24 protein-coding genes are annotated in these 25,568 nt (G+C 46.4%); 6 read left to right on the top strand and 18 right to left on the bottom strand.

The genetic code is table 11. From position 1 onward, the window contains the following. The 13 genes from kdsB to GS601_RS15940 all read right to left on the bottom strand — a co-directional run bounded on the left by kdsB (nucleotide 1) and on the right by GS601_RS15940 (nucleotide 13,578). Nucleotides 1–729, bottom strand: a complete 729-nt coding sequence (gene kdsB / locus GS601_RS15880; protein WP_202925134.1) for a 3-deoxy-manno-octulosonate cytidylyltransferase — start codon at nucleotides 727–729, stop codon at nucleotides 1–3. After that, complete coding sequence (locus tag GS601_RS15885) at nucleotides 729–1,715, bottom strand: KpsF/GutQ family sugar-phosphate isomerase (protein WP_162424268.1); 987 nt, start codon at nucleotides 1,713–1,715, stop codon at nucleotides 729–731. The genes kdsB and GS601_RS15885 overlap by 1 nt, the downstream gene beginning before the upstream one ends. A 343-nt stretch (nucleotides 1,716–2,058) precedes the next feature. Further along, entirely contained in the window at nucleotides 2,059–3,168 is a 1,110-nt protein-coding gene (locus GS601_RS15890; RefSeq protein WP_162424319.1) for a glycosyltransferase family 4 protein, read from the bottom strand. A gap of 156 nt (nucleotides 3,169–3,324) precedes the next feature. Continuing rightward, a complete protein-coding gene (locus GS601_RS15895; RefSeq protein WP_162424269.1) occupies nucleotides 3,325–4,443 on the bottom strand; it encodes an acyltransferase family protein in 1,119 nt (372 codons plus the stop codon). A gap of 175 nt (nucleotides 4,444–4,618) precedes the next feature. Then, nucleotides 4,619–6,100: a capsular polysaccharide export protein, LipB/KpsS family gene (locus GS601_RS15900; protein WP_162424270.1), complete on the bottom strand. Its 1,482-nt coding sequence runs from the start codon at nucleotides 6,098–6,100 to the stop codon at nucleotides 4,619–4,621. Continuing rightward, nucleotides 6,100–7,068 (bottom strand): glycosyltransferase, encoded by a 969-nt coding sequence (locus GS601_RS15905; protein WP_162424271.1) that lies wholly within the window; start codon nucleotides 7,066–7,068, stop codon nucleotides 6,100–6,102. Before GS601_RS15905 ends, GS601_RS15900 begins: the two co-directional genes overlap by 1 nt. Nucleotides 7,069–7,075: 7 nt before the next feature. Then, nucleotides 7,076–7,855 (bottom strand): 2OG-Fe(II) oxygenase, encoded by a 780-nt coding sequence (locus tag GS601_RS15910; protein WP_162424272.1) that lies wholly within the window; start codon nucleotides 7,853–7,855, stop codon nucleotides 7,076–7,078. Between the two features lie 92 nt (nucleotides 7,856–7,947). Next, the gene (locus GS601_RS15915) at nucleotides 7,948–8,868 is read right to left on the bottom strand and encodes a glycosyltransferase family protein (protein ID WP_162424273.1); all 921 of its coding nucleotides are present in this window, start codon (nucleotides 8,866–8,868) and stop codon (nucleotides 7,948–7,950) included. A 29-nt stretch (nucleotides 8,869–8,897) separates the two neighbouring features. Then, on the bottom strand, nucleotides 8,898–9,722 hold the full coding sequence (locus tag GS601_RS15920; protein ID WP_162424274.1) for a motility associated factor glycosyltransferase family protein: 825 nt from the start codon (nucleotides 9,720–9,722) through the stop codon (nucleotides 8,898–8,900). Nucleotides 9,723–10,041: 319 nt separating this feature from the next. Continuing rightward, on the bottom strand, nucleotides 10,042–11,295 hold the full coding sequence (locus tag GS601_RS15925) for an ABC transporter ATP-binding protein (protein ID WP_162424275.1): 1,254 nt from the start codon (nucleotides 11,293–11,295) through the stop codon (nucleotides 10,042–10,044). A gap of 48 nt (nucleotides 11,296–11,343) precedes the next feature. Beyond that, nucleotides 11,344–12,177, bottom strand: coding sequence for an ABC transporter permease (locus GS601_RS15930; RefSeq protein ID WP_162424276.1), 834 nt, complete (start codon nucleotides 12,175–12,177; stop codon nucleotides 11,344–11,346). A 125-nt stretch (nucleotides 12,178–12,302) separates the two neighbouring features. Beyond that, nucleotides 12,303–13,187: a class I SAM-dependent methyltransferase gene (locus GS601_RS15935; protein WP_162424277.1), complete on the bottom strand. Its 885-nt coding sequence runs from the start codon at nucleotides 13,185–13,187 to the stop codon at nucleotides 12,303–12,305. 46 nt (nucleotides 13,188–13,233) lie between these two features. Then, entirely contained in the window at nucleotides 13,234–13,578 is a 345-nt protein-coding gene (locus tag GS601_RS15940) for a hypothetical protein (protein ID WP_338017054.1), read from the bottom strand. A 938-nt stretch (nucleotides 13,579–14,516) separates the two neighbouring features. On the opposite strand from GS601_RS15940, the gene GS601_RS15945 reads away from it, so the two are divergent. Beyond that, the gene (locus tag GS601_RS15945; protein WP_162424279.1) at nucleotides 14,517–15,524 is read left to right on the top strand and encodes a PEP-CTERM sorting domain-containing protein; all 1,008 of its coding nucleotides are present in this window, start codon (nucleotides 14,517–14,519) and stop codon (nucleotides 15,522–15,524) included. 110 nt (nucleotides 15,525–15,634) lie between these two features. On the opposite strand, the gene crtA is transcribed toward GS601_RS15945, so the two are convergent. Then, nucleotides 15,635–16,642, bottom strand: a complete 1,008-nt coding sequence (crtA, locus tag GS601_RS15950) for a cyanoexosortase A (protein ID WP_162424280.1) — start codon at nucleotides 16,640–16,642, stop codon at nucleotides 15,635–15,637. A gap of 18 nt (nucleotides 16,643–16,660) precedes the next feature. Here crtA and GS601_RS15955 point away from each other — a divergent pair, with 18 nt between their 5' ends. The 3 genes from GS601_RS15955 (at nucleotide 16,661) to GS601_RS15965 (ending at nucleotide 18,010) form a co-directional block, all read left to right on the top strand. Next, complete coding sequence (locus tag GS601_RS15955; RefSeq protein WP_162424281.1) at nucleotides 16,661–16,861, top strand: hypothetical protein; 201 nt, start codon at nucleotides 16,661–16,663, stop codon at nucleotides 16,859–16,861. Nucleotides 16,862–17,016: 155 nt separating this feature from the next. Continuing rightward, nucleotides 17,017–17,667: a response regulator transcription factor gene (locus GS601_RS15960; protein WP_162424282.1), complete on the top strand. Its 651-nt coding sequence runs from the start codon at nucleotides 17,017–17,019 to the stop codon at nucleotides 17,665–17,667. Between the two features lie 16 nt (nucleotides 17,668–17,683). Continuing rightward, nucleotides 17,684–18,010 (top strand): cupin domain-containing protein, encoded by a 327-nt coding sequence (locus tag GS601_RS15965; RefSeq protein ID WP_162424283.1) that lies wholly within the window; start codon nucleotides 17,684–17,686, stop codon nucleotides 18,008–18,010. Here GS601_RS15965 and GS601_RS15970 read toward each other — a convergent pair. Both GS601_RS15970 and GS601_RS15975 read right to left on the bottom strand, forming a co-directional pair. Beyond that, nucleotides 17,996–19,315: a hemolysin family protein gene (locus GS601_RS15970; protein WP_162424284.1), complete on the bottom strand. Its 1,320-nt coding sequence runs from the start codon at nucleotides 19,313–19,315 to the stop codon at nucleotides 17,996–17,998. The two genes, GS601_RS15965 and GS601_RS15970, sit on opposite strands and share 15 nt — an antisense overlap. A 480-nt stretch (nucleotides 19,316–19,795) precedes the next feature. Further along, on the bottom strand, nucleotides 19,796–20,116 hold the full coding sequence (locus GS601_RS15975) for a DUF3155 domain-containing protein (protein ID WP_162424285.1): 321 nt from the start codon (nucleotides 20,114–20,116) through the stop codon (nucleotides 19,796–19,798). Between the two features lie 337 nt (nucleotides 20,117–20,453). Between GS601_RS15975 and GS601_RS15980 the strand changes: the two genes are divergently transcribed. Then, a complete protein-coding gene (locus GS601_RS15980) occupies nucleotides 20,454–21,746 on the top strand; it encodes a GAF domain-containing sensor histidine kinase (protein ID WP_162424320.1) in 1,293 nt (430 codons plus the stop codon). Between the two features lie 34 nt (nucleotides 21,747–21,780). On the opposite strand, the gene GS601_RS15985 is transcribed toward GS601_RS15980, so the two are convergent. After that, the gene (locus GS601_RS15985) at nucleotides 21,781–23,016 is read right to left on the bottom strand and encodes an S-layer homology domain-containing protein (RefSeq protein WP_162424286.1); all 1,236 of its coding nucleotides are present in this window, start codon (nucleotides 23,014–23,016) and stop codon (nucleotides 21,781–21,783) included. A gap of 495 nt (nucleotides 23,017–23,511) precedes the next feature. Between GS601_RS15985 and GS601_RS15990 the strand changes: the two genes are divergently transcribed. Continuing rightward, the gene (locus tag GS601_RS15990) at nucleotides 23,512–24,201 is read left to right on the top strand and encodes a PD-(D/E)XK nuclease family protein (RefSeq protein ID WP_202925136.1); all 690 of its coding nucleotides are present in this window, start codon (nucleotides 23,512–23,514) and stop codon (nucleotides 24,199–24,201) included. A gap of 47 nt (nucleotides 24,202–24,248) precedes the next feature. Here GS601_RS15990 and mtnA read toward each other — a convergent pair whose 3' ends face one another. Beyond that, on the bottom strand, nucleotides 24,249–25,361 hold the full coding sequence (mtnA, locus tag GS601_RS15995) for an S-methyl-5-thioribose-1-phosphate isomerase (protein ID WP_238393300.1): 1,113 nt from the start codon (nucleotides 25,359–25,361) through the stop codon (nucleotides 24,249–24,251). Nucleotides 25,362–25,568: the final 207 nt, after the last annotated feature.

Below are 25,568 nucleotides of genomic sequence, written 5' to 3' on the forward strand. Positions count from 1 at the left end.
TCAATAAACTACTAATGCTTTTGCAGCATCAAGATCTTCAGATGTATTGACTTCCAAAACCATTTTCTCAGAATAACAGACCCGGATCTTAAAACCATGTTCTAAAACGCGCAATTGTTCTAGCGCTTCGCATTGTTCAAACGGGGTAGAGGCAAGTTGAGCATAGCTTGTCAAGAAATCTCGACGAAAGGCATATAGCCCTAGATGGTGATACACCGGAACCGTTTCCGGATTACGAAAATAAGGAATCGACGCTCGAGAAAAATACAAAGCGTGATGATTGCGATCGCACAATACTTTCACAACATTTGGATCGCTATATCCTAGATTGTGATCTAAAGGAGTGGCTAAAGTCGTCATTTCGGGTGTTTCCCCTTCCAGATAAGGCTGGACTAACTTCAGTAGCATCTCTGATGTCACGAAAGGTTGATCTCCTTGAACATTCACTACCACATCCATATCTGGATAGCGATTTGCCACTTCTGCAACACGATCAGTTCCGGTTTCATGGCTGCTCGATGTCATTTCCACTCTTCCCCCAAAGCCACGGACGCAAGCAGCAACGTCTTCATGATCAGTTGCAACAACAACTTTAGAAAATGCTGGGCATTGCATCGCTGCTTCGTACACCCATTGCACCATAGGTCGATCGCCAATGTGAAGCAACACTTTTCCGGGTAAGCGCTGAGACCCATAACGGGCTGGAATCACCGCCAAAATTTTCACCATTACAAACCACTCCGCACAATATCATGAAGCCGAATCAAGCCTAAACACCGTTGCTCATCATCCACCACAGGCAACACCGAAATCTGCGAAGACCGCTCCTCCATCAGCTTCAAAGCATCGTAAGCCAGCGCTTCAGCGGTGATCAGAATTGGGTTTGGCGTCATCACTTGTGCCGCCGCTAACGTCGCTAATTCGGCTAAATCTAACTTTTGTATGCAGCGTCGCAAGTCGCCATCGGTAATCAACCCCAACAGGTAGCCTTGGTCATTGACAATCGTGACCGCGCCGAGTCCTCCTTGACTGATTGCACCTAACACTTCTAACCAGGAGGCATTGGGTGCCAGGGTGGGGCTGGCTGGATGCAGCAGATCCTTTACGGTGATCGTGAGGCGTTTGCCCAACCGTCCGGCAGGATGATTGAAGGCAAACTCTTCGGGTGTAATTTGCTTCAGTTGCATCAAACTCATGGCTAATGCATCCCCGATCGCTAATGCTACTGTTGTACTTGTGGTAGGTGCTAAGTTTAGGGGGCAAGCTTCCCGATCAACTGATGCATCGAGGGTGACCGTAGCCTGCTGAGCCAAGGTTGAATTCAAATTTCCTAGAATTGCGATCGTAGGAACATTCCGATGCTTGAGATGCGGCATCATCTGAATCAACTCATCCGTCTCACCACTGTTGCTGAGAATTAGACCTACATCAGCAGAGTTTACAATTCCTAAGTCTCCATGTAGCGCATCGCAAGGATGTAAAAATACTGCTATTGTTCCGATACTGTTCAAGGTTGCTGCGATTTTCTGAGCAACAATTCCTGACTTACCAACACCAGACAGCACCACCTTTCCATGACAGGTTAGAAGTAAGTTCACGGCGTGATCCACCGCTTCGGGATCAAGTTGTTGAGCGGTTCTAGCGATCGCATCTGCTTCGAGTTGCAGCAGCGATCGGACATGAGACCAATGAAGCTCTGCGTGAATCAATTGCATGATTGGAGCCTTCAAAAATATAGGTTAGAGAGGAAATAATTAGGTTGTAAAACTGTTTGTGTGCTCGACTAAGCAGGCACACGTCATCTATCACAATCTCCTCAAGTCGCATTTGTGGAAAAAGTATAGAGGAGGAATTGAGGTCAAGGCGACCGTCAAAGTTCGATTCCAGACAAGATTACAGCCATTCAATTACCTCTCCTACATTCAAACCTCTAGCTGCCAGTCAGGGAGAATGGATAGATCACCAAAAAAGCTCAATCTACGTAGAATGGCAGTGAAGAAATAAACCTTTGTCCGGAATTTTACAGTGAAAGTGCGTAAGGAAAAAACGGTCTCAATTTTAGAGTAACGTTTCGAGTTTTTGGGCAAAAACTGCGATCGGGTCAGGGGGAATTATCTGCCGAACTTTATTAGATGCAGCTTTTCCCATGTCGTACCAAGATTCTCGCTGTTGCCAAGCTCGCTCTAAGGCTTCATCCAAAAACTCTGGAGTAGGCGCTTTTGCAACAAATCCATTGATGTTGTCATCCACAAGCTCCGTGTTTCCTGCAACATCGGTGACAATGCAAGTTCGGCTACACAACATTGCTTCTACAATAACCAGCGGTAATCCTTCGTATCGGGAAGGCAAAATCAACCCGTGATGAGTTGCCCAAATTTCCTCAATATTGGAGTTGAATTGCCCAAATCTAATATTCTGGAGACCCCACAGTTGTTGCAGCCGCTTTAGGGTTTCGATATGACCTCCATCTCCAAATAGAGTGACCGTGAGCGGACGATTTTTCCACTTTGGTGCTCGCAAGACTTCAAACAGAATATCTTGCCCTTTGCTCACAAGGTTGATGCGACCAACACAGGCGAGTTTAAATTCCTTATCGGTTGGTTTCCAGGGTGGCACTGCGTTGTAGGAGACATTGAAAGGATTTCTGACCACCTCAGCTTGAGGCAAGTCTGCGGCGATTTGTTTCACCGTCAGTTCAAGTGTTCTTTGAGACACAAAATAGGATTTTTTTGCTTGAGTATAAGCGATCGCTAATCGCTGATTCAAAGCATCGGAATACCAATAATATTCTGATCCCGACTGCGCGATCGTGACATAGGGAATGCTTCTTGCTGAGCAAGCTTCCATCCAAAACAGCCCATCATTGTTACAAGACTGACTAATCACAGCTAAATCGGGACGAAAGCGATCGAGCCAACGATAGACGTTTTTTCCGCGCTGTGCCATAAACGTTAGCTTTTCGACCAAGTTACGATCGTACCAGCGGTAGGTCGTTGAACAGACGGCTTCTACAGCTTGAATCTGCTTTGGCTTAGTTCTCCAACCTTTGACATTCACACCAATGCTATAACCTATTTTTGCCAAGTGAATTGCAGTTTGTGCCCAAAGTTCCTCGCTGCCTCCCCAGGGAGAAGTATCGTTGATTCCAATAAAGGCAATTTTTTTCATGACACTGTTGGCAAGTTCGGGAAAACCTTGTAACACTTGGCATCTAGCAAAGTCTGTGGAGCCAGATGTTTTAGCATGAGATTAGTCAAGCTAGTAGGCAATCTGGTGTAGAGGTGAATCTGTCGTCGTTACGCACTTCCTGGACTAAAACGGAACTTATTTTAGTGAAAAGTGACGTTTGCGCCGATTCATTGGTTTTTCAACTACCTCCCAGAAGATTGCAGCAACCGCGATCGCAGCAATCGTATAAATTGGCAGAAGGATGCGGCTGTTATTTATTGAGGTTACATTGAATCCCGACAGTAAATGCTTCTGAAATACGTAAAGAACCTCAAAGTGGAATATGTATAAACCGTAACTGACCGTTCCACAATAGGCGAGAAATTTTTGGTTTAGGACAGAACCTGGAAAGCCTTTGATCCCTTCCGAAGCCTGTTTGATTAGCCACACGAAAACTAAGCCTGCTCCACTTTCTGCAAACACAATTGAAATTCGGCTATCAAGACCGAACCATCGTCCGACGATGTAAGCGAGTAATAAAGGTATGCCAATCCAAAGCCCGATCGACATAAGCTTCTTAACCAGAGGGAGACCGGATCGACCAGAAGCCATCAATGCACTGAGCAAACCACCCATGCAGAGCGTGTCAAAGTGAGAAGGTGTCATCATGTTGACTTGATGAACAGTATAACCATAGGCTATTAAAGTAAGGCGCAGAACCGGAGCAGCCAGAATCATCGCCAAAAGCATTGGAACCAACCATCTTTTGGGTAAAAAGATGACTAGCCACGGCAATATCAAATAGAACTGCGCTTCGACTGCTAGCGCCCAGAGATGCGATGTCAGGCTGATTATTGTAGTGAATGTTTCAGGTTGAGCCGCAAACAAAAAGTTTTGACCATAAAAGATAAATGCGACAATATAGCTCCGAGTCTGTGGGTAAATGAGCACTACTAAAGCCAGATACAGATAGTAAATTGGGAAAAGGCGAAGGCATCGGCGAACGTAAAAATTCTGAATGATCTTCCAGGGAGAGATTAGTTCGTTATCCACTTTCTGGCGGCAAGAGATGAGAATTCCGGTGATCAGAAAACCGCTCAGCACAAAGAATAGTCGAACCCCTAACCAGCCCCAAGGAAATCCTGAACGCAGTGGATCATCAGGCTGTAGATAGTGCGTTATCAAAACCCCAAATATAGCAAATGATCGTAAGCCATCAAGCTGGGGCATATAGCTGAGAACTGAACCATTGGATTTGCTTTGATCAATCTTCATAGTTTAGTTGTGTGATGATTTTTAAGGATCTTGCTGGAGCTTCTGAACCGAAGTTTCACGGCGTGAAAAAACTTGCAGTTTCTCATATCAGAAGAAAGCGGACTCAACTGGTTCCTATCTCAAAAGTCGCAGCCAGCGGTAAAATTTGGATGAAGCATGCCTATTATTGATGTTCTTATGGTTCCAGCACAGTTTGAATCATGGCAGTCACTCGCTTCTGAGCCTGTCCATCGCAGATGCCTGCATACTCTTGTAAAAATCGGCGCTGTCCAGAAAAAAGCTGTTGCTGTTGAGCTTCGCTCAGGTGATCAACTTCTTGGAGAGCCGTTTGAAGCAGTTTAGAGGAATACCCTACAAGGGCTGCATTGTATTGAACAAGCGGTATCACAGGCTCAGAGGGAGCAAAATGCGCGTGAATGAGGACTTTACCAAAGAACATTGCTTCTAGCCCGATCGTAGAATCTTCCGAAATCACAACACTGGCATCTGGAAACAGCGATCGCACCGACTCACTTACGATTGAAACGCGATCCTCCACTGAATGGCTTTCAATGTAACTCTGATAGAGAGCTAAATCATCCATTGGATGAGGTTTAATCACGAGGCGGGAATTTGGAGATTGTGCCAATGCAGTGAGCAATGCTTCTAAAATTTGGATACCTTCTTGGGGAGTGCGCGAGGGACTATAGCACTTTTCGGGACAGTGGGGGCGAGTTGCCCAAAGCCAATAAGAGCCAGAAAAATCCAAATTTTCTGGTAGGGTTAAGCGATCATAATCCGGGTTTCCGTTGACTTGAATTGTAGGCTTCCAGGTTGATTGATCTTGGTAACGTTGAAGGCGCGATGTTCCCCAAACACTAATCACATCGGCATACGCCTCATCTAAGCAATAATGTTCACAATCTAAACCGTGCTGCAACATGATGGTCGGAATACCTTTTTTGCGTGCAACAAAGACATAGCTCTGAACCGGAAAGTGATTGTCAGCAAACAACAGAATGGCATCAGGACGAAGAATTGAGAGTTCAGCTTCAATTTGCCCAGTTCGGAGTAGCAGTTGAGCAATTTGGTGACGCAGCGCGATCGCGTCTTGTTCAATCAGTTCAATGCCAAGTTCTTGTAATCCGGTAACAATTCCGTGATGGAGCGATTCAACGTGCTCAACGTTCGGTAAATCTGAAGGCAAAGGTGGGCGAATGGGGTGCAATCCTAAAACATCCTTGAAGCCTCCTTGTGGCGTCACAACTGTAAATGATCGAGCAATCGCACTTACTGCCGTTTGCAAGGTGGGATGGGGGCAAGGAACATAGAGAATCTTTCCGGCAGGAAGCGATCGCGCGTCTTGCGACGTTTGTAGAAAGGTTAGCGATCGCTTCAGCCAAGATTTGAGCCGATTTGGATGTCGAACGAGGGGAAAAATTTGTGATCGGCGATCCAGTAAAGCCTGCTCAAACTCAAACTGCTGGGGATTTGATTGGCGACGAATTGCCCGTGCCACCTTATCCCACAGAAAACAACGGGTCAGTTCTGCGTAGTCAATTCCATCGTCGATTGGGTTAGTTTGGGTATGCTTCGACCAGTTGCAGATGGCGTTCCAAGCCAAGCGATCGCGATCTGCAACTAACGAATCCGACAATGGTGGAAAGTCTAAAGACATCAGGTGCGAATACTTGTCCACTGAGTGAGCCGACACCAGCCAAATTTGAGCCGTTCCCGTTGGTGATCTAGCCAGCGATTGAGTTCAAATGTTGTCCCATTCCAAGTTCGCCACACCCAATTAACCGGACGACGAATCGGTTTAGGCATTTCACCCAACGCTTTGATACGAGGGAGAATTCCTTTCTTTGCGAAAGCGATATCCAGGGTTTCTTGCGGTATAAAATTGGCATCGATCGCTTCTAGATAGTACCGCTCCCACAAATTACTAATATCATTGTGATCAAATCGCCAGGGTTGGTCGGTCAAATCGGTAAAGTGAACCAGTTTGGAATCTCGAGCGATGCAGTTTAGGTGATTCCATTCCCGTGGCAATGGTGTGACTTGGCAATTAAAATATTGCCTAAATTGCTCACCTAAATTCATCAAACTTGTCGAGGAAAATGCATTTTGACCCATCAGTTCGACAAGTTGACTGATGTTCCAGGGAATCTTTTCGCAGTCTATCACCATCACGCTAGAGAGATGGAGGATTTCATCTGCCTGGATCAAAGGCTCTAAAAAATGATCAATGTAGTATTGATGGCATTTCACTTGCTTAATTTGAACCGCAGCCAGCATTCCTCCAGCTAAATCATAGTTCCAGAGTTCAGCAATATCTGCGATCGCAAGTTGGTCAGAATCAAAGTAAAGCGCTCGACCTTGATGGTCACACCATTCTGGGATTGCCCAACGTGCATAGGAAAAGGCAGTTGCCTCTGGAATAGTCTCGGCAATTCCGGCGGGGAGCGCTTTCGTTTCACCTGTTTCGAGGTTTTTTGACACGCCGGTGATGCCATCAATGACGTGAATATCTAATGGAGCGCGAGTATATTTTTGCAGGGTATACCGCATCACCGCTTCTTCTACCGAGTTTTTGAGGCTCGATCCAATAAAGATCCGAATAGGTTCGACAGAGTTTGTTTGCATAAGCTTGTTATCGATGAACGACTTTTTTCATCAGCGATCGTAAGCGGGCACTCGGCAGCGGCTGCACTTTGGGAAACTCGAAGATAATGTTAAACAACCGCCGATATGCCCCTTCTGGACACGTTAAAGGTTCAACTCCATGCCAACCATCAGGCGTATTCTTAAACAAGAAACTGCGATTGTCGAGGATGTTAGCTGACTCAACCGCGCCAAAATCCGAAACATCAGGGTTCAATTTATCGGTTCGCTTATCTCCCAAAATCAATGTTGACCCGCCCCATTCTGGCTTCCAGGTTTCATGAGTATTAAAGTACAAAATGTGAGTTCCAATTTTGTCTGGGGAATCCACATGAGGTGAAACTTCGCAGCCTGCAAAGCCAATGTGCCAAGCATAGCGAACCGTGTATTTAGCGACGCAAAATAGCGATCGAATCAGTTTGTGGTAATCAGAGTTTGTTTCTAAGTCGGTCATAAACTGCTGCCAAACGAGCGGAAGTTCCTCGTGTTTCACGATCCCTTTGCTGGTACTGTCGTGATAGATTGAGCTTTCGTAAGCAAGGTAGTAACGATTGTGTGGGCGCTGCCCATAACCGCGCTCAATACCTGAATGTTGCTCAAAAAGTTCTAAGGCTGGAAAATCTCGATTGAGGGCTTCAAATCCGTCGGGTGTCAGAAAGCCTTCAAGATTGTGCCAAGGATAGGGTTCACGATCTAGAAAAGCTTGAGTATCAAACGAGTTGAGAAGAGAACGATTCGTGAATGGTTGTAATATTACAGGTGAATGCATAGGTCACAGTACCAACTAAAACGGCTAGCGTGCTTCAGATGCAATCCTGACTGCTCAGCTAAAAAGATAAAGCTAAAAACATAAAACCATTTTCAAACACTCGACTTCGGTTTCAATATATCTTTAGCATTTCTTCGTAGATTCGAGGAAAGAAACAAGACTCGTGGAACGAAGCGTTCTTGTTCAAGCCTCAGTTTTAACTTAGTTTGATTGAACCATAATCGAAGACTTTGAGCAATGCTTGAATGCTGCCGCGCTTTAAGATAGGTGTTCCAGTAAATTGGCATCAGTTGCTTGCGAGGTCCCTTAAAATGAATGATTTTCCTATTTTTTAGTTCAGGAACAATCGAGTTAAGCGTTGGTTCAGGAGAAAAATTATAGGTTTCACAAGGAACTAAAAGAATTTTAGTGTTTTCTACACAGAGAACATTTGACTGGCGTTTGAAAAAATGTTCTCGCCCAATTGCATCGATCAAAGCATATTGATCACACCAAAAGATATTGCTCGTTAAATATTTTTCTCGATAAATATTCGCGACTTTTTCTAGAAATCCTATGGCTTTACGTTGACCTTTTTTAGAAATGAACATAACTCCCCAATTAATGGGCATATCTTCAAGTTCTCTATAGGTCAGCGCAATATCAAAATCTTGCTGAAAGACTGCTTCTAGATTTGCATTGATCAAAATATCAGAGTCTAAGAAAGTGAGATTAGAATGCGAGTTATTATATCGCACATAGCTAATTTGAGTGAGCAGCCGATTTAGCATCAAAGGGATACTATCTGTATCAGTTTTCGTTCGATAAACCTCGATGTCTCTATCCAAATAATCAAAGGTCGTCGTTTGGTCTGATAGCATCACTTTTTTACATTTAGGATGAAAAAGGCACGCTGAGCGAAATACTAGATCTATCAATTGATGATAAATATTTTTAGGTGCCGCATTCTGCTTAACAACGTTAACAGCATCACCTCTTTCCTTTTCTACATGAAAGGTTAGAAAAGTAATCATGAGTATCTCACCTTACTACATTCGACAGTTTACACTTCGCTAGTTAAGCGGTTTTTGACAACTTTCTTGAATTGATTGAGGTAATACTTCAGGTACTCTTTCGCAGGTATTTTTTTTGAGATGTCTGCCGTTGTTTTCACTAGCTTTGGTTGCCCCAACTCTGTGCAAAGCCGCTCAAAATCTTCTTCGAGATGAGCCAAGCTCAAGAAAGGGCTAAGGCTAATTAAATTGATGCCACGCTCTTTTAGCACCGGACGAATTTCTGCTAACCCATCGTAGTATTGTTGATAGCGATGGTTTGGTTTGGCTCCTACCCACTGGACGTGCTGTTTATGAGCATAAAAATTGCCTCCTAGAGCGCAATTATCGCAACCGACTAAGATAATATTTTTAGCTCCTAAGTTGGCTGCTAAGTTGACGCCAGCCTGCGAAATAGAAGACCACATGTAGAGACGATCGTCTGTTGGCTGACGCACCCAATCTAAGACACGCCCTGTATCACTAGGCTGACCAGGCGCTTGAGTATTTTCACCTCCGTAGGATTCAAAGAAGTAGAAATACTCTTCAGCATATGTCAGTTGCTCTGGCGACACTAAACCTTTGGTTTTGTTGTACTTAGTGATCCATGTGATTTCTGGACGGGGTTTCTCGTTATGCATGAATTCCGGAACATTCAAATCGGGATGGATGGTAATGCCATACCGTACAGGAAGGCTTTTCCAAGCCATGTTTAAGCCGATCGTGATTTTATTTTCCAGAAAATCAGTTGGAAATACCCTCAAACTTGCACCTGTGCCAATCACATAGATATCTTGATCAACGTGAAGGTTATAAAGCTCCGAAACACATTTCATGCTAACTATTCACTCCTAACGTTTAGCCAATCTCATTAGCTATTCTGCCCCACAGCTTTTTGAGTTACTTTTTCATATGAAGAAACTACCCACATTAAAACTTTGTTCCAGCGCGATCGCAATTATTTACCAAAGCAACTTTATCAAAGCTATATTGTTCACTAATAACTAGATTAAGTTGCTCAGTAAAGATCCATATACTGTTTATCATCATTTCCAGCGTTTATCATTATTCCTAGCAATGAATGCTCCTCGTAATAGTGCTAAGTTTCAACGCAACCAAACTTACTCTGTGGGGCTTACAGTCAATTAGATCGGTCTATCGATAACTCATCACTTCAGGCTTAACTAGCCACTCACACTTTGCAAAAACGCAGCCTATATCTTTTCCCTCAAACATTGCAGCTTCGGAACCAAGATCGGTAATTACAAGCGGACAAACATGATCAACCAAGTCAATGATTTCTACTTTTGGAACGCTAAGTAAAACCATGAAAAGATATTTGCCTGGCATGAGAAAGTCTGTTGGGATTTTCATGGTAGCCGTGAAACTGCTGGTATGCTCAGAGATATCCCATTGATCTAGGTGAATTCGATTTGTAAAAACTCTGCGTTCTAATCGATCTTTGACCGAAACAGAGAGCATAATATTCTCAACATATCGATTGAAAGCACCTTTGATCTTCAATGTAATCTGATCGGTATGCCCAAAATCAGCAGTAGGCATACCTTCCTCGTTTACTGTTTGAATTTCCGAGAGATAAACAGGTTTATCTTTTGTTTTCTCAATAGAAGCAGAATAAGTACTATCGTTGCCATAGCCCAAGCTATCCATATAGTGGGCAATTACATCTTGGGTTGCGCCTTGCCGAACCAGCTTCCCTTGGTCAAGCATTAATGCATGATTACAAAGTTGAGCTAGCATTCCCATCTGATGGCTAACAAAGAGGATAGTTCTTCCTTCTTCTCCCACACGCTTCATTTTTCCAAGGCATTTCTCTCGAAACTTAGCATCTCCGACCGCTAATACTTCGTCAACAATAAGAACTTCAGGTTCCAAATGAGCCGCGATCGCAAACGCCAAACGGACATACATTCCAGACGAATAGCGTTTTACAGGAGTATCAAGAAACTTTTCAACTTCTGAAAATTCAATAATCTCGTCAAACTTGCTTCTAATTTCTACCTTGCTCATGCCTAGAATAGCGCCGTTCAAGAAAATATTTTCTCGTCCCGTGAGTTCTGGGTGAAAACCAGTTCCCACTTCCAAAAGACTAGAAACACGCCCTTTGATCTGAATCTTGCCAGTCGTAGGTTCAACGATGCGGCTCAACATTTTGAGCAGGGTCGATTTACCTGCACCGTTGCGACCAATAATGCCCACGCGATCGCCCTGGCGAATGTCAAAAGAAACATCTCGTAGCGACCAAAATTTCTCGCGAGTAGAATTGTTAAAGAACGCCTTGGTACCTGCCGTGAGAATGTCCCGCAAGGTGTTGTAACGAGTTGCTCCTTGATGCTTAATTGTGTACTCTTTTCCTAAATTTCTAACCTGAATTACGGTGTCAGACATACTTGATTCCTACTCTAAATCTTCTTACTCCTACCAATTGAATCCGCTCTAAATTAAATCAACAAATTTTCGTTCTACTTTACGAAAGTGCCAAACGCCTGTTGCTAGCAGAAAGGCAACCAATCCTAGAGAGAGCAAAAATCCAGGAATATAAAGCTGTGTTTCTTCGCTTAAAATTGCCCAACGAAATCCATTAATGACGCCAACGATAGGATTCAGCGAGTAAATCAACTTCCACTGTTCAGGGACAACATTGCTACTAAAACCGACGGGCGAAATATATAAACCAAATTGCACAATAAATGGGACAAGTTGTTGGAAATCTCGGTATTTGACATTTAAGGAGGCTAACCAAAGTCCTGCTCCCATTGAAGTTGCCAGCGCAATCAAGATAAAGAGTGGCAAAGTAAGAATGCGCCAAGTAGGTACATAGTTATACCAAGCCATCAGCCCTAGGAGGATGATGCCAGAGATCATAAAATCTACAAGGGAAACAGCGATCGCGCTGATGGGTATAATTAATCGAGGAAAGTATACTTTAGAAATCAAATTTGAGTTGCCAACTAAACTACCACTGCACATAGCAAGCGAGTTAGAAAACAACTGCCAAGGCAGTATTCCAGAGAAAACTAGAATTGGGTAAGGAGAATTTCCTGAGGGCAATTTTGCCAAACTACTGAAAACGACCGTCAGCACTATCATAGTTACAAGAGGACGAATTAGTGCCCACGCCATTCCGATTATTGTTTGCTTATAGCGTACTAAAATATCACGCCAAGCTAGGAAGTAAAATAGCTCACGGTAACGCCATAGATCTTGCCAATACTGGCGCTCTGCACGTCCAGCTTCAATGGTGAGTTGCGTTTTTTGGGAATGCGTCATTGTGATAGTAACTGAGTAGTTCTTGTAATGATTGAATTCTGTCTCTGTATAATCAAGCGACAACAAGTGGGCGTTCAAGAATTAAAAAGTATTATTTATTCAATTTATCTTGCTCTCAACACTAGTTATCGATCGACCGGAGTGAAGAACTTGCTATTTTGGAGAAAAAAGTTGGGTACTTTTCGATTGAAACGATGCTTTAAGATTCTCATTCTGTTTAACAGAGGAGTCGCTATTTTCTGCCCCATTCTCATGCTTGATGCAGGCGCAGTAGAGACAGAAACTGGGGAAAGAGTTGGGGTGTTTTCAGTCCATTTAATTAAGGCATAGTCACTCTGTTGAGGAGGCGTATGATTAATAGCAGCTACAGCAAGTCTTTCGGCTAAGATAAGTAGCGAAGCTCGACACGAGTTTACAACATAAACTCTAGATCTTACGATCGCTGGATCTGCGACTTCATACCACTTATTAACACCCCACTCAAACACCACCATTCGCTTCAGCCGAAAGCCATTTTGTTCAGAGAGCACTCTGAAATATAGTTCGGGACTAAACTGATAAAAGCCGTGACCAGACCAGTTATTGGTTGGGGTTTGAATGATCAAATGTCCTCCTACTTTGACCATTTCCATCGCATTTTTGATAGCAACGGGAAAGTTGAAAATATGTTCTAGCGTTCCGCCATCACACACGACACTAAACCGTTCTTTATAATTATTGGGGATAGGCAAGTTCATGTCATGTAACAGCGTTGCTCCTTCAAAATCTGACTTATCCATAGAGTCAACGCTTTGGGCACCTAACCCTAGAATAACGGGTTCGGCGCTTCCCATTGCTGTCAAGCAAACGCCAGGAGTAGGCGTGACCCGATCGAGGGATGCCTGCAAGGCAGGAAGATCGGTCTGATTAACAAATAATGTTAGTTTACCAAGGGTCAGCGTTTGGTCAAACTGAACACCGTCCTCATAGGCAGACATCAAAAACCTGGCTGTATTTAGATCGATTCCCATCGTCGTTTTTACCCTTGTCTGGAAAGTTTCAGTCCTCTGGATGCACTTAACCTACAAATCGAAACTCTTTGGCACTATTAAACCCAACCATTCGAGATTGCTTTTGAGTAAATTCACTCACTGAGGGGTTGCCCTGTGCATTGATCACGCCGATCGCTTGTTGCCATAGTTCGGCGGGAGCCAGCGCCACTTGATAGCGATTGTTATCCAACCGGTGGATGTGATACCACTGCGTTTGCTGGCACTCATCGCACCAAAAAGCCTCTAACCATTCACCACTCAGCATCACAGTCGTGCGGGTTGAGACCACCATCAGAGCATTGCGCCGACTGACGCCCCGTTGCTGCAATTGCTCAGCGCGATCGGCATAGAGCGAAAACTTTTGACTCACGCTATGAAGGTAGTTGCCATGGAGGGGGCAATAGATCGCCCGCCGCTTAGAGCGCTTTCGATTTCGGTCACACCTTCTCTGCAATTCGACCTCCCTGATTGACAAATCTCGGTAAAGGTTACGGTGGAGAGGCTGAGATCAAACGAGACCATCAAAGCCTAACTCCTTTAAGAAAACTTAATCTTCGGTTGTCTGAACTAGATAGAACTTCCTACGAAAGCTTTCGGATCAGGAAGAATTGCCTTTTACCTGCTGAACTTGACATACATAAAAAAACCGTAAAATTTCTGAATTTGGTTTACACATTCAGCATTCAGCGGCTAGTCGAACAGCGTTTTCCACTATGTATCATTCTGCTGGGGGCAATTTAGGTTCGCAAACCGAGCCAACACCGAATCTAGGATTCTGCTGAGGTGGGGAGATCTACGGACTCACGCGGCGATCGCTCTCCGTAACTTTGCAGATGCTATAATTTTCAATGAGGGGCAATGCCTGATTCTATCTAAAGTTGGGTTGCTGCTGTAGGTAAAACACTCCGTAAACGTATTGAAGCGTTATCATTCTCTGCCTGTGTTCTCCCGAAGGCAAGAGCAGCCACCCATGAGTGCGTGATACTGAGATTACAGCCTAGATCGGTCATTGAGCAGTAAACGCGGGTGAGGAACCCCTCGCAATTAAAAGGGTGTTTTGATATAAACTTTATCTAAGGATTTAAGTGCATTTCTGTCGTGGTGCTACTGAATCAAGTCGAGGCGTCTACGTAAAGGGTTCGGAATACTCTGACCATAGACGTTTAGTTTGTATGAAGCACAAGCGACTTTAAGATCATCCTTGGGTATAATTTCGGTGTGCAATCAAGTGTAGTAGTTTTTACACATAAGTCAGTTTACTCAGGACTGCTCTACCACTATTGATCTCTTCCTGTAAGGTCTGTCCTGATGACACTAAAGAATACCCCTATTTCAAAGCGTTTAGGAAAGCGCCCAAGCTCTCCTGACGGCTGCATTTCCTATGCTGAGCGCGATCGGCAACCGGTGCCAAAACTTGCTTTAGGAGTTGCGATCGCATGGTTCGTTCAAGGGTTTGCTACGCCGGTTCTAGCCGCTAGTATGGCGTTTGGCAACGGTCAGATTCGGTTTGACAAAGACACCACTCTCGAATCAACCTTTTTGGTATCCCACGGTGCTTACCAATCAACCTTTGGCGTACTGAATCTAGACACAAACGAGAAAACGCCTCTCTTAGTCGAAGTCAAACCTTCTGACGAGGCGGATACCATTTTTCGCCCGTCGAGCAAGACCAACAACATCGATACCCTAAAAGACTTCAGAGGAACTCCTGGAGACACAGTTCCTCAGCCCACGGCACAATTCACGTTTAAGGCAAACACCAACTACGCATTTTATTTAGAATCAACCTATAACGGGCGTCCGGTTGGCGAGGTGTACTCCAGCGATGTGCTCAATCCAGATCAGGAGCGGCAAGTTAGCTTTAGCGACGACAATATGTCTGCTCTATGCCAAGGCGGCAGCGTTTTGTCATGGGATGACACTGGTGCCAAACTGGTGCGAGACAGAGAGCAGCAAGATCGCGACTACGACGATTTTGTGGTGCAACTTCGCAATACGGCATGCCCAGTCGGCGGCGGCGAACCGGCTGCCCCTGCTGAAACAGTAGCCGCATCGGGCGGGGCGCTACCTCCGGCAGGTGGCGGACGGCGGCTAGGGGGGCTATTGGGGTTGATTCCGCTTGGGTTGTTGGCGGCTTTACCGGGCGGCTCCAACAAGCCTAGCACCAAGGTCGGTGATGATATCGTCCTTCCACCGGGAACTAGACCCGATCCTCCAGGAAAGCCTGTTCCTGAGCCATTTACGATCTTAGGCTCAACAACTGCGATCGCGCTAGGGGCACTGGCTCAACGGCGACGGTCTAAGAAGCGGCGGTAAGGCTCTGCCTGGTTAGAGATAGTTTATATGATAGATACTCAGATTTTGCTCTTCTACTCGCTTCCCATCATGCGTCTATCCCTGCCCTCGAAACCGATGGCGGGGAATTTTTATGAATCTTGCTCGGTAGGCTGGGCATCTGCAACGGGGGGTTCAAGTTGCTCTAAAAACCCATAGCACACACCGCTAAACAGCAAAACTGCCACCATTGAAAAGATCTGTGAGCCGTCGCCGAGATGCCAATAGTCAAACGCGCTTTCGTTGGCTTGAGCAAACAAAACTGCCATTAGAGCAACTCGAATACCATTGACGAAAAAGGCAACTGCGATCGCGGCAATTGGAAGCAGTGATGCCTGAACCCATCCCATCGGAAATAGCATGGTAAACAGAAAAGACAGCGTTAGCAATTGCCAGATAGATTGAATACCAGAACATCCTGAATAAACATCAACGAATCCGGTAGGTAACATCAGTTTCGTTCCTTCTTGAATCACAGGAAAACCGGAATACCACAGCAGATTTCCTGATAAGGTTGCGGTTGCGTAGGATATATCAAACAATTCAGTAATTGTCGTCGCGGGAAGCATTAAAAACCCTAAAACAAGTAGCTCTCGCCAATAGGATTTGAGTTGAGAAAACCCAAAAGCAATTAACACTAGCCCCAATCCTGAAACAACGGGAAAGAGCCGCAAAGCAGAATCATAGCTAACAGTTAAATTACTTCTATAAACAACCCAAAAGATAAACGCAAAACCAATAATATTTGCAAAGATTTTATGCTGAAGTTTGCCCTTAAGTTGAAGAGAATTAATGGTGACAGGTCTGAGCGCATCGCGCTTTCGCCACATCATAAACCAAACCGTTGTATAACAGAGGACGTAAGGTTCTAAACCTTTGACTTGTCCTATGTTCCACACTAATCGTAGCTGTAATATTGTCAGGGCTGTTGCAGTTCCGAGCAGCAGCATTTTGGTGTGGCGCGAAGAGATCATGCTGGGTTTAAAAAGAGCAGAGGGGAAGCGTTGATACCATTCAACTTCTCTAAAGGTTTTCGGCTTTTCCGGACAATTTTTATACCCTTTTGTATCGCTTGGTCTGCCCTGCTGTCGCTCTGGCATGGTGTATCCGTAAGAGTGGTGTTCTCCACTTCACAGAAAACGCAGAGGGATCAGCCAAAAAATGTCAGTGATTTTGGGGAGCGATCGCTTGGCAAAAAACTAGCAACGGTACACGTCGTTTTCTACGGCACTGAGTTGAGATTTAGCACTACGGTAGACCGGAAAACCAATGCGGCTATCCCCATCAGCGTGTCAGCCCTGCCGCTTTTGCTGGTATAAGCACGGTGAACGTTTAAAACAGGTCAGGCAATTCTACGGTTATTTTTTTGTTCAAAAGACAGACGTTTGTGCGGATGACAAGAGCAATCATACATTCGACGATAGAACGATTGAATCTCCGTAAGACAATTTACAGTTGATCAACCTGTATCGCTATGACCTTGGTACTAGAAAAAATAGAGAGTGAGCGTGGCTCAATATTATTAGTCGATGATGACGAAAATTTTATTGCACTGATGTCAGAATTTCTGTCGGTTCAGGGCTTTAGGATCGCATCTGCCACTAGTGGTAAGCGCGCTATCCAACTGCTCGATCGCATCAAACCTGACCTGATTATTTCTGACATTATGATGCCAGAGATGGATGGCTACATATTTGCCCAAACCGTTCGCCAAGTGCCTGATATTAATTGGGTTCCTATCATCTTGTTGTCGGCGAAAGACCAAAGCTACGATCGCGTCCGAGGCTTGAGTGCCGGGGCAAATGTCTACATGGTCAAGCCGTTTGATTTGGATGAACTTGTCGCGCAAATTGAGTCAGCGCTAAGATCGTCCTACCTCATGCAACAACCGCGATCGCAGCGCACCGAATCGCGAATTCGAGTACCAGAGGGAATTCGCCTAACACCGACAGAGTTGTTAGTGGCTCAACTCGTGGCACAGGGCTTATCAAATATTGATATTTCTCAGCGCTTGAGTACGAGTAAACGCACGATCGAAAGCCACATTAGCCATATGCTGAAAAAGACTTCGCTCAATAATCGGACGGAACTGTCACGCTGGATCATTGAGAACAACATGGAATAGGAACCTGCATCTCGCAATGAACAATCTCTTTGATCTACCCGCCCAGGGGTCTGCCACGGAAATAGTTGAGTCTTTAGTCAAGGGCAATCATGTTTTAGTTGAGCGGATTATTTCCATCGGGCACACCACCCCTGCCGGAGAGTGGTATGACCAGCCGCACGATGAATGGGTTGTGCTGCTGCAAGGAGAGGCGCAGTTGGAGGATGAAACGGGAAAAGCGATCGCACTCTATGCAGGTGACTACTGCTTGATTTTAGCCCATCAAAAACATCGGGTTGCCTACACGAGCACCGAGCCGCCTTGTATTTGGTTAGCCATTCACGGAGCCTTATCCATTGCCTAGCACGGCTTCGCTACCAGGAGCAACTAAGACTTTATCAACGCGGTTTCCATCCATATCCATCACCTCAAAGCGCAGCAAATCCCATTCAAAATAATCAGCGGCTTTTGGAATGCGACCCAGGTGCATCACCACAAAGCCGCCCAAGGTCTGATAACTGCCCCGCTGTTCTCCGGGCAGTTCTTTCTCTTCAATGTCGAGTAATTCTTTGAATTGGTAGATTGGCAGCATGCCATCGAGCAGCCAAGATCCATCTTCGCGCTGCACGGCTTGAGGTTCTGCCAGTTCTTCAACCGAGGGAATATCCCCTACGATCGCTTGCAATACGTCCGTCAGCGTTACCAATCCCTGAATCACGCCATACTCATCGACCACAAATGCGATTTGAGTGCCAGTTTGCTTAAACAGTTCTAAAACCTTGAGCGCACGGGTACTCTCTGGCACAAACACAGGCTGCTGCAAAGACGTTGTGAGATCAATTTCTTGCCCTGACATGGTTTTAACCAGCAAGTCATACACATGAACCACACCCAGCAAATTGTCTAACCCGCCATGACACACCGGAAACTTCGCATGGGAGCTTTCCATCATGCAGCGACGATTTTCTTCAAACGAATCTTCTAAATCAAGCCAAACAATGTCCAAGCGTGGTGTCATCAGCGAGCTAATGCGGCGATCGCCCAACCGGAACACCCGCTTCATAATGTCTTCTTCTGCTTGCTCAAACATGCCCGCCTCGGTGCCCTGCTCGATCATCACGCGGATTTCTTCCTCGGTCACTTGGGGGTCATCAGAGGGGCGAAGCCCTAATAGTCTGACCGCTAGATTTGTGGAGGAACTGAGCAGATAAACGAGCGGTGCGGCGGCTTTTGCCATGAGGGCCATAGGCAAGGCTGCCCATGACGCAATCCGCTCTGGGGCATTGAGGGCAATCCGTTTTGGTACCAGTTCACCCACAATCAAGGTCAAGTAGGTGATGCTTAACACTGCAATTCCAAATGCGATCGCTTGACTATACGGTCTAAGCGTCGGGATGCCTGCAAAGAAGGGCTGTAGCCGAGTCGAAAGCGCCTGCTCACCAAAAGCACCCGATGCAATCCCAATCAGGGTAATGCCGATCTGTACAGTCGCTAAGAAATTATTCGGTTCTTCGGCTAACTTTAGGGCTGCTTCTGCTTTTTTATCCCCTTGATTGGCAAGCTGTTGCAAGCGGACTTTGCGCGCAGACACCACTGCTAACTCAGACATGACAAATAAGGCATTAACAAGGGTGAGAAGCAGAATAATAGATAAGTCGGTGATGAGCATTCCTGAAACTGCCTAATTTCGTGGCGAATATATAACGGACTGTTTTAGTGTATCTAACGACAGGAATTCGTCATTAATCTTGAGTTAGGACGTCATTAATCTTGAGTTAGGAACAGAAAGCTAATACCCGTAAAACCTCTCGGTCTGCGGCTCACCAACTCTTACCTTGCTCGACAGCAAGAGCGAGGGCAAACGTAATGCAGAACACAAAAGCAGCAAGCCTGAACCCAAAAACTTTGTGAAAATGTACGATTGACTGCTAAACAAAGACCTCACCCGATGAATAATCAGATGAGGTCTTTGCATTATCGAATAATCAACGATCCACTACTAGGTTGAGTTGCAAACGTCACAGCCTTACCGGGGTGCAAAAACGACAGCTACTGTCTCGCACGCAGTGTCTTGCACACAAAGACAACCAGCACGATGACAATTAGCAACTGGCTTCGTCAAGCTCTAACAGATCGCTCAAGTGATTGATTAACGACTCCGACTTGCAACCGTCACCGGCTCCATGTCGTCATCATCAGGAGATTTCAAGCTGGGGAACAAGAAATGGTTTTCTTCGACATATTGAGCGCCAAACAGCCCCTTCTCAGCCCAAAAATATCGGTCGGTTGTATGCTCGTTGCGCTTCACGAGTAACAAAGCGGGTGGCAAAATTCCTTCAGCATGAATGAACTTGCGAGCCGCTGTTACAGGTTTATCTTCGCCACACTCGATGCTAAACTGAGGAACGTTCTCGAGGATTCTCCGTCCTTCTTGACGTCGCCGACTCTTGCGCTTACGTCTCCTTGCCAAACCCCTTACCTCCTTTTGTTGACTGCAAATGTTGTATTGATCGTTACAAAATCCGTCGCAAGTATATCGACTCTAGCCCTAAATATCAACCGCTCTTAATGCATCTATACAAAGTGTTAAGCTGCGTGTAAAAGAAGTTGAATCTTTTAATCTCGTTCAATAACCCTATCACTTGCTACCCTTAAATATCAAGGACTTCACTCGGTTTCCTCAACCAGATTGGGAACTGGATAGAGGTCGAATTTTATCCTAAAAAATAGAATCAGATGCCGAACGCTACTCTTTTCTACGGCTGAAGCAATTGCTCTGCAAGCTCCGACAGATCGCGCCCATGTTGATGCCCACAAGTTCCGAATTTATTGCGCTTTGCCGCGCCCAGGTGGCGCTACTGACTCAGGCGTTAGGAGCATCACTGAGCATTGTTTACCTAACCGAGGAATGGGTCGAATCTGCCCAAACTCGATTAGTGCCGATCGCAGCCTACCCGGATATTTCAATCGCGATCGAGCAGGTCAATCGCCTTGCCCCGTCGTCAGCGCGATCGCAAGTGGCAGACTTACCGTCTGAGTTTGAGTTTAAAGACACAACGTTTGGCTCGCCGTCTCGATCAAACGCCTTAGCACAGCAGCAGCAGATCATTCTGCCTTTGGTGCATGAAGAAATGGTGTTGGGACTGCTCGTGACAGAACGAGACGATCGCCCGTGGACAACGTGGGAGCGGGGGCAAATTCAGCGCGTTGCCGACACGTTATCGCTGGCATGTGTGATGGATCAAAAAGCGCAATGGCTTGAAAACACCCACCGTCAGCAACGCTTGGTGCAGACCCAGCAACACGACGTGCTAGATAATTTGGTGCATCAGTTACGGAGTCCGCTCACGGCACTGCGAACATTTGGTAAGCTGCTGGCAAAGCGGTTGCAGCCAGACGATGGAAACCAACAGATTGCAAACAGCATTGTGCGGGAGAGCAATCGCTTGCAAGAACTGCTGCAACAGGTGGATGGGGCGATCGATATTAGCAGTGCCGATGTGCTAAGCGATTACGAATCTAGCTCAGAGCCGTCTGAGCAGCCGATTCCTCTGTTGCCTGCGGGGGTGCTGACTGGCTCAAATTTGGAGCTAGAGTCGTGTGGGGTGGTGGAAATTTTGCAGCCGTTACTAGAGTCTGCAACTGCGATCGCCCAAGACAAAGATGTGGCAATCCGAACGGAAATTCCTGATTTTGTCGCTCCGGTTTTAGGTAACAATGGAGCGCTACGAGAAGTGTTGAGCAACCTGATCGACAATGCGTTGAAGTATACGCCGTCTGGTGGGCAGGTGCATGTAAAGGTTGAGCAGACGTTGGGTTGGGTTAACGTTTGGATTAGCGATACGGGATACGGCATTCCTCAAACCGATTTGCCGCATATGTTTGAGCGACACTATCGGGGGGTACAAGCTCAGGGTACGATTCCGGGAACTGGGCTAGGGCTTGCGATCGCTCGTCGCCTGATGGAACAAATGCAGGGCAAAATCGAGGTATTTAGTCCCCTAAAAAACGGTGGCTGGATCAGCCAAGATACTGATCAGCCACCGTCTGAACAGGGAACAACCTTCGTGGTTGGGTTACCTGTGATGAAGAGCACTTAGAAGATCCCTTGGATCTTCTAAGCTTAGCCGTTGCTTACTGGCGAGGCAGTTGGAAGTCTGTCGTTAGACGCAGATTGAGATCGCTGTTAGGACGGATGGAAATCAAATCGACGCGATCGCCACCAAAAATCAATCCAGCCAATGCGCCAACCCCAGTACCAATCAGCACTTCTCCGGCTCTGATGTTGCGATCGCCCGTAACCGCCGCAATTCCTGCCGCTGCTGCCGAACCTAGTGCTGCATTTTTTAGCAAGCTTCCGGTGTTTGACCCACGACGAATCGACTCCGTTTCAGTGATGGCATCAGAAGTAGCGCTGATAGGCAATCTCTGACCATTCGCCAAGACCAATTCTGAAGCGACAAATTGAGCCGCATCTTGAGATACCACAAGCTGACCTGCAACTTGGCTTCCAGCAGGAATTAAAACAGTGCCATCTGCCGTGACGATGTTTTGAGCAACCGTCAAGGTAATCGGAGTCGGCTGAGGCTCGTTTTTAGCCAACAAGATTCTCTCTGCATTCTCATATCTTAAAGGAATTGCGGTTCCTGCCGGAATCGTCACAGCTTGAGGAGGCGCAACCTGACCCACAATGTAAGGCGACTGAATCGCGGCAACCTGCCCACTGCTGACCAACGCTTGATAGATGAATGCCGCAACATCAGCGCGAGTAGCCGTCTGATTAGGGCTTAAGAATCGCACGTCCGGATAGTTCACTACGATCCGACGTTCTGTCGCAGCGGCAATGCTGTTACGAGCAAAGCCCGGAATGCTAGCGGCATCCGTATAGGCTTGCAAAACCGCATCTGCTGAGCCAGCGCTGGTATAGTTCAAGCCGTTTGCCAACGACACCAAAACTTGAGCACGAGGAATGTTTTCATTGGGGCGGAATGTGCCACCGGGATATCCTGCTAAAAAGCCACTTGTATACGCATCTTGAATGGCTTGAGATGCCCAAAAATTGGTTGGAACATCTGAGAAATTGATCGGAGTTCTAACATTTTGAGCATTCGGAAAAGCTTTGCGAATCAACGCTGCAAATTGAGCGCGAGTGACGGCTTCGTTTGGGCGAAATGATCCGTCAGGAAATCCTTCAATGATGTTTCGTGAAGCGAGTTCTTGAATGAATTGAGCCGCCCAATAATTGGACGCAACGTCTGGGAAAGTCGCCTGAGCGAAGGCAGGTGCAGTCATAACGATCGGAGCCGTTGCGCCTGCTGTGATTCCGAGAGCGAGAAGTAGAGCCGTTCCAGACTTGAAATTGCTATGCATATGAGACGTTCCCAACTAAACCAGTAACTTTTTGTGTTAATTAAGTAGACCTTGATTTATCAACTCAAGTTCCTGCATCTTACTACAGAAGGAAATTAAGTTTATTCCTGAAAGATGGGGGTATTTTCAGAAGTTTTGGCTAACCTTTGGTCTACTTTCCTATATACACAACTGACGCAATAGTTCCCAAAGAAGTTGCTAAATCTAGGACACTTTCTAAACTGGTTAGTAATAGATTGGGATGAGGGGTGAGAACCCTCAGAGAGAGAATGGCTCATCGAAAAGAGACAGTTAGACAATGTTTTGTCAGGAAGCATAATGTAGAAGAAGCCGATGCCACACTGGACAAGAACTGGACAAGAAGCACAGTAGGGTAGAGAAAAAGATGAGATTGAACGCGGCTCGCCGACGATCGCGACTATGATGTAGCACTCCTAAATCAGTCGTGAAATGCCACATCATCACCTTGAAAAGATTAAAGAGGATCTTAAGAGATTGACGTCACCTAGCACCGAGGGGTTTCTGCCCCGCTACCAAGCGAAACCAATAAAAGAGGCAGGCAAGCAGTATTACGTCAGTGCTGAGGGAATGCGAGTGCCTAGCGTAACGACCATTCTCAATGCAACGAAACCTCCCGAAGACTGGGATCGGTTGATGAACTGGAAGCAGCAGGTGGGGGCGAGTCAGGCGGCTCAGATTACTCAAACAGCTAGCCGACGCGGGACAGGCACGCACCGCCAGATTCAACGCTATTTAGAAGGCAAAGAGGTTGCTTGTTCGGAGACGGTTCTTCCGTATTGGGAGAGCGTGTTGCCCGTCTTAAGCGCGGTTGAGCAGGTGAGGTTGGTTGAAGGATTGGTTGTGCATGACAAGCTGAGGTACGGTGGCGTTGTTGATTGTGTGGCAAGTTATGAGGGGGTGCCGTGCGTTTGTGAATGGAAGACAGCCGATAAGCCGAAGCGATCGCTAGAGCGCCTTTACGACTATCCCCTACAAATGGTTGCTTACTGGGGTGCGGTGAATCGGTTGTATGACCTTGACTTGCAAAACGCTCTGTTAGTCGTTGCGCTGCCGCATCAACCGGCGGAGGTTTTTTGGTTTGAGCAAGCTGCGATCGCGCAGTATTGGCAGCAGTGGGAGGCACGAGTCGAGCAATATTGGCGACGCATGGGCTATTTTCGGTAAATATGCCATCTGCTGGAAACAGGCTCCTCAGGGCTGCAACAAGGGTCTTAAACGATTTTTCTCGATTGTAGTTCCGTCTGGATTTGGCTGGGGACAAACGCTCCAAATTCAGTCACGATCGCCGTGATCAAACTTGCAGGCGTGACATCAAACGCCGGATTGTAATAGTCCACTCCGGGGGGGCAGAGAATCGTATCCCCGACCTGGCACACCTCTTCTGGATCGCGCTCTTCGATGGGGATTTGGCTACCGTCTGCAATGCTGAAATCGATGGTTGAGAGCGGAGCCGCCACGAAAAATGGAACGTTGTGTGCTTTGGCAATCAGCGCGACGCTGTAGGTGCCAATTTTGTTGGCGGCGTCTCCATTGGCGGCGATGCGATCGGCTCCTACCACAACAGCGTCAATCATGCCCTGCTTCATACAGTGAGCCGCCATGCTGTCGGTAATCACAGTTACTGGAATCCCTTCTTGCACACATTCCCAAGCAGTGAGCTTTGCGCCTTGCAATCGAGGACGAGTTTCATCGGCATAGAGGCGCTCTAAGCGCTCGGCTTGCCACGCAGAACGCACGACCCCAAGGGCAGTTCCGTAGCCTGCGGTGGCTAACGCTCCAGCGTTGCAGTGGGTGAGAAGGCGCAGCTTTTCAGGAGACGTTGGCAACACAGACAAGCCGTGTCCCCCGATCGCTTGGCAGGTTTGAATATCATCGGCGTTGATTTGCTTGGCGGTTTCGAGGAGGGCTTGTTTGAGATAATCGACGGAACCGAGGGTTTGTCGAGCGACCTTCAGCATTCGCTCAGTCGCCCAGAATAAATTGACTGCTGTCGGGCGAGTCTGCCGCAGGGTTTCGGCAACCCCTTCTAGCCCAGCCAGAAAGCGATCGCGCTCTGTCTCATCAAGTTCTCGTGCCCCCAAATACATCCCATAGGCGGCGGCTACCCCGATCGCAGGCGCACCTCGAACAATCATGGTTTTAATCGCCCGCGCCATGTCATCACATCGACTAATTTCGACAAACGCATATTCGTTTGGCAGGCGCGTTTGATCGATCAACAGCACGCGATCGGGCGCGTTTCCAGAAGCATCGCTTTGCCAGATAACGGGATAAACCTGGTTCACAGAGGACATATGGGCGTAGTTGAGAGCAGCATCATTCATATTACTCCCAAACCAGAGGGAGAGGGAGAGAGGGAGAGAGGGAGGTGTGTGGCTTAGGTAACAGATGTACCGGATGAAAAGACTAGTAGATTCCAATTGTGATCCCAGTTTGGGTTACGAGTTCAAACAAAAATAAAACGCCTGAAACGCTTTCTAGAAGGCTTTTTGGGTATTTTAGTCACTGCCAACCTTAGCTATGACGTTTTG

Source organism: Myxacorys almedinensis A (assembly GCF_010091945.1).
GTDB classification, from domain to species: domain Bacteria; phylum Cyanobacteriota; class Cyanobacteriia; order Leptolyngbyales; family Leptolyngbyaceae; genus Myxacorys; species Myxacorys almedinensis.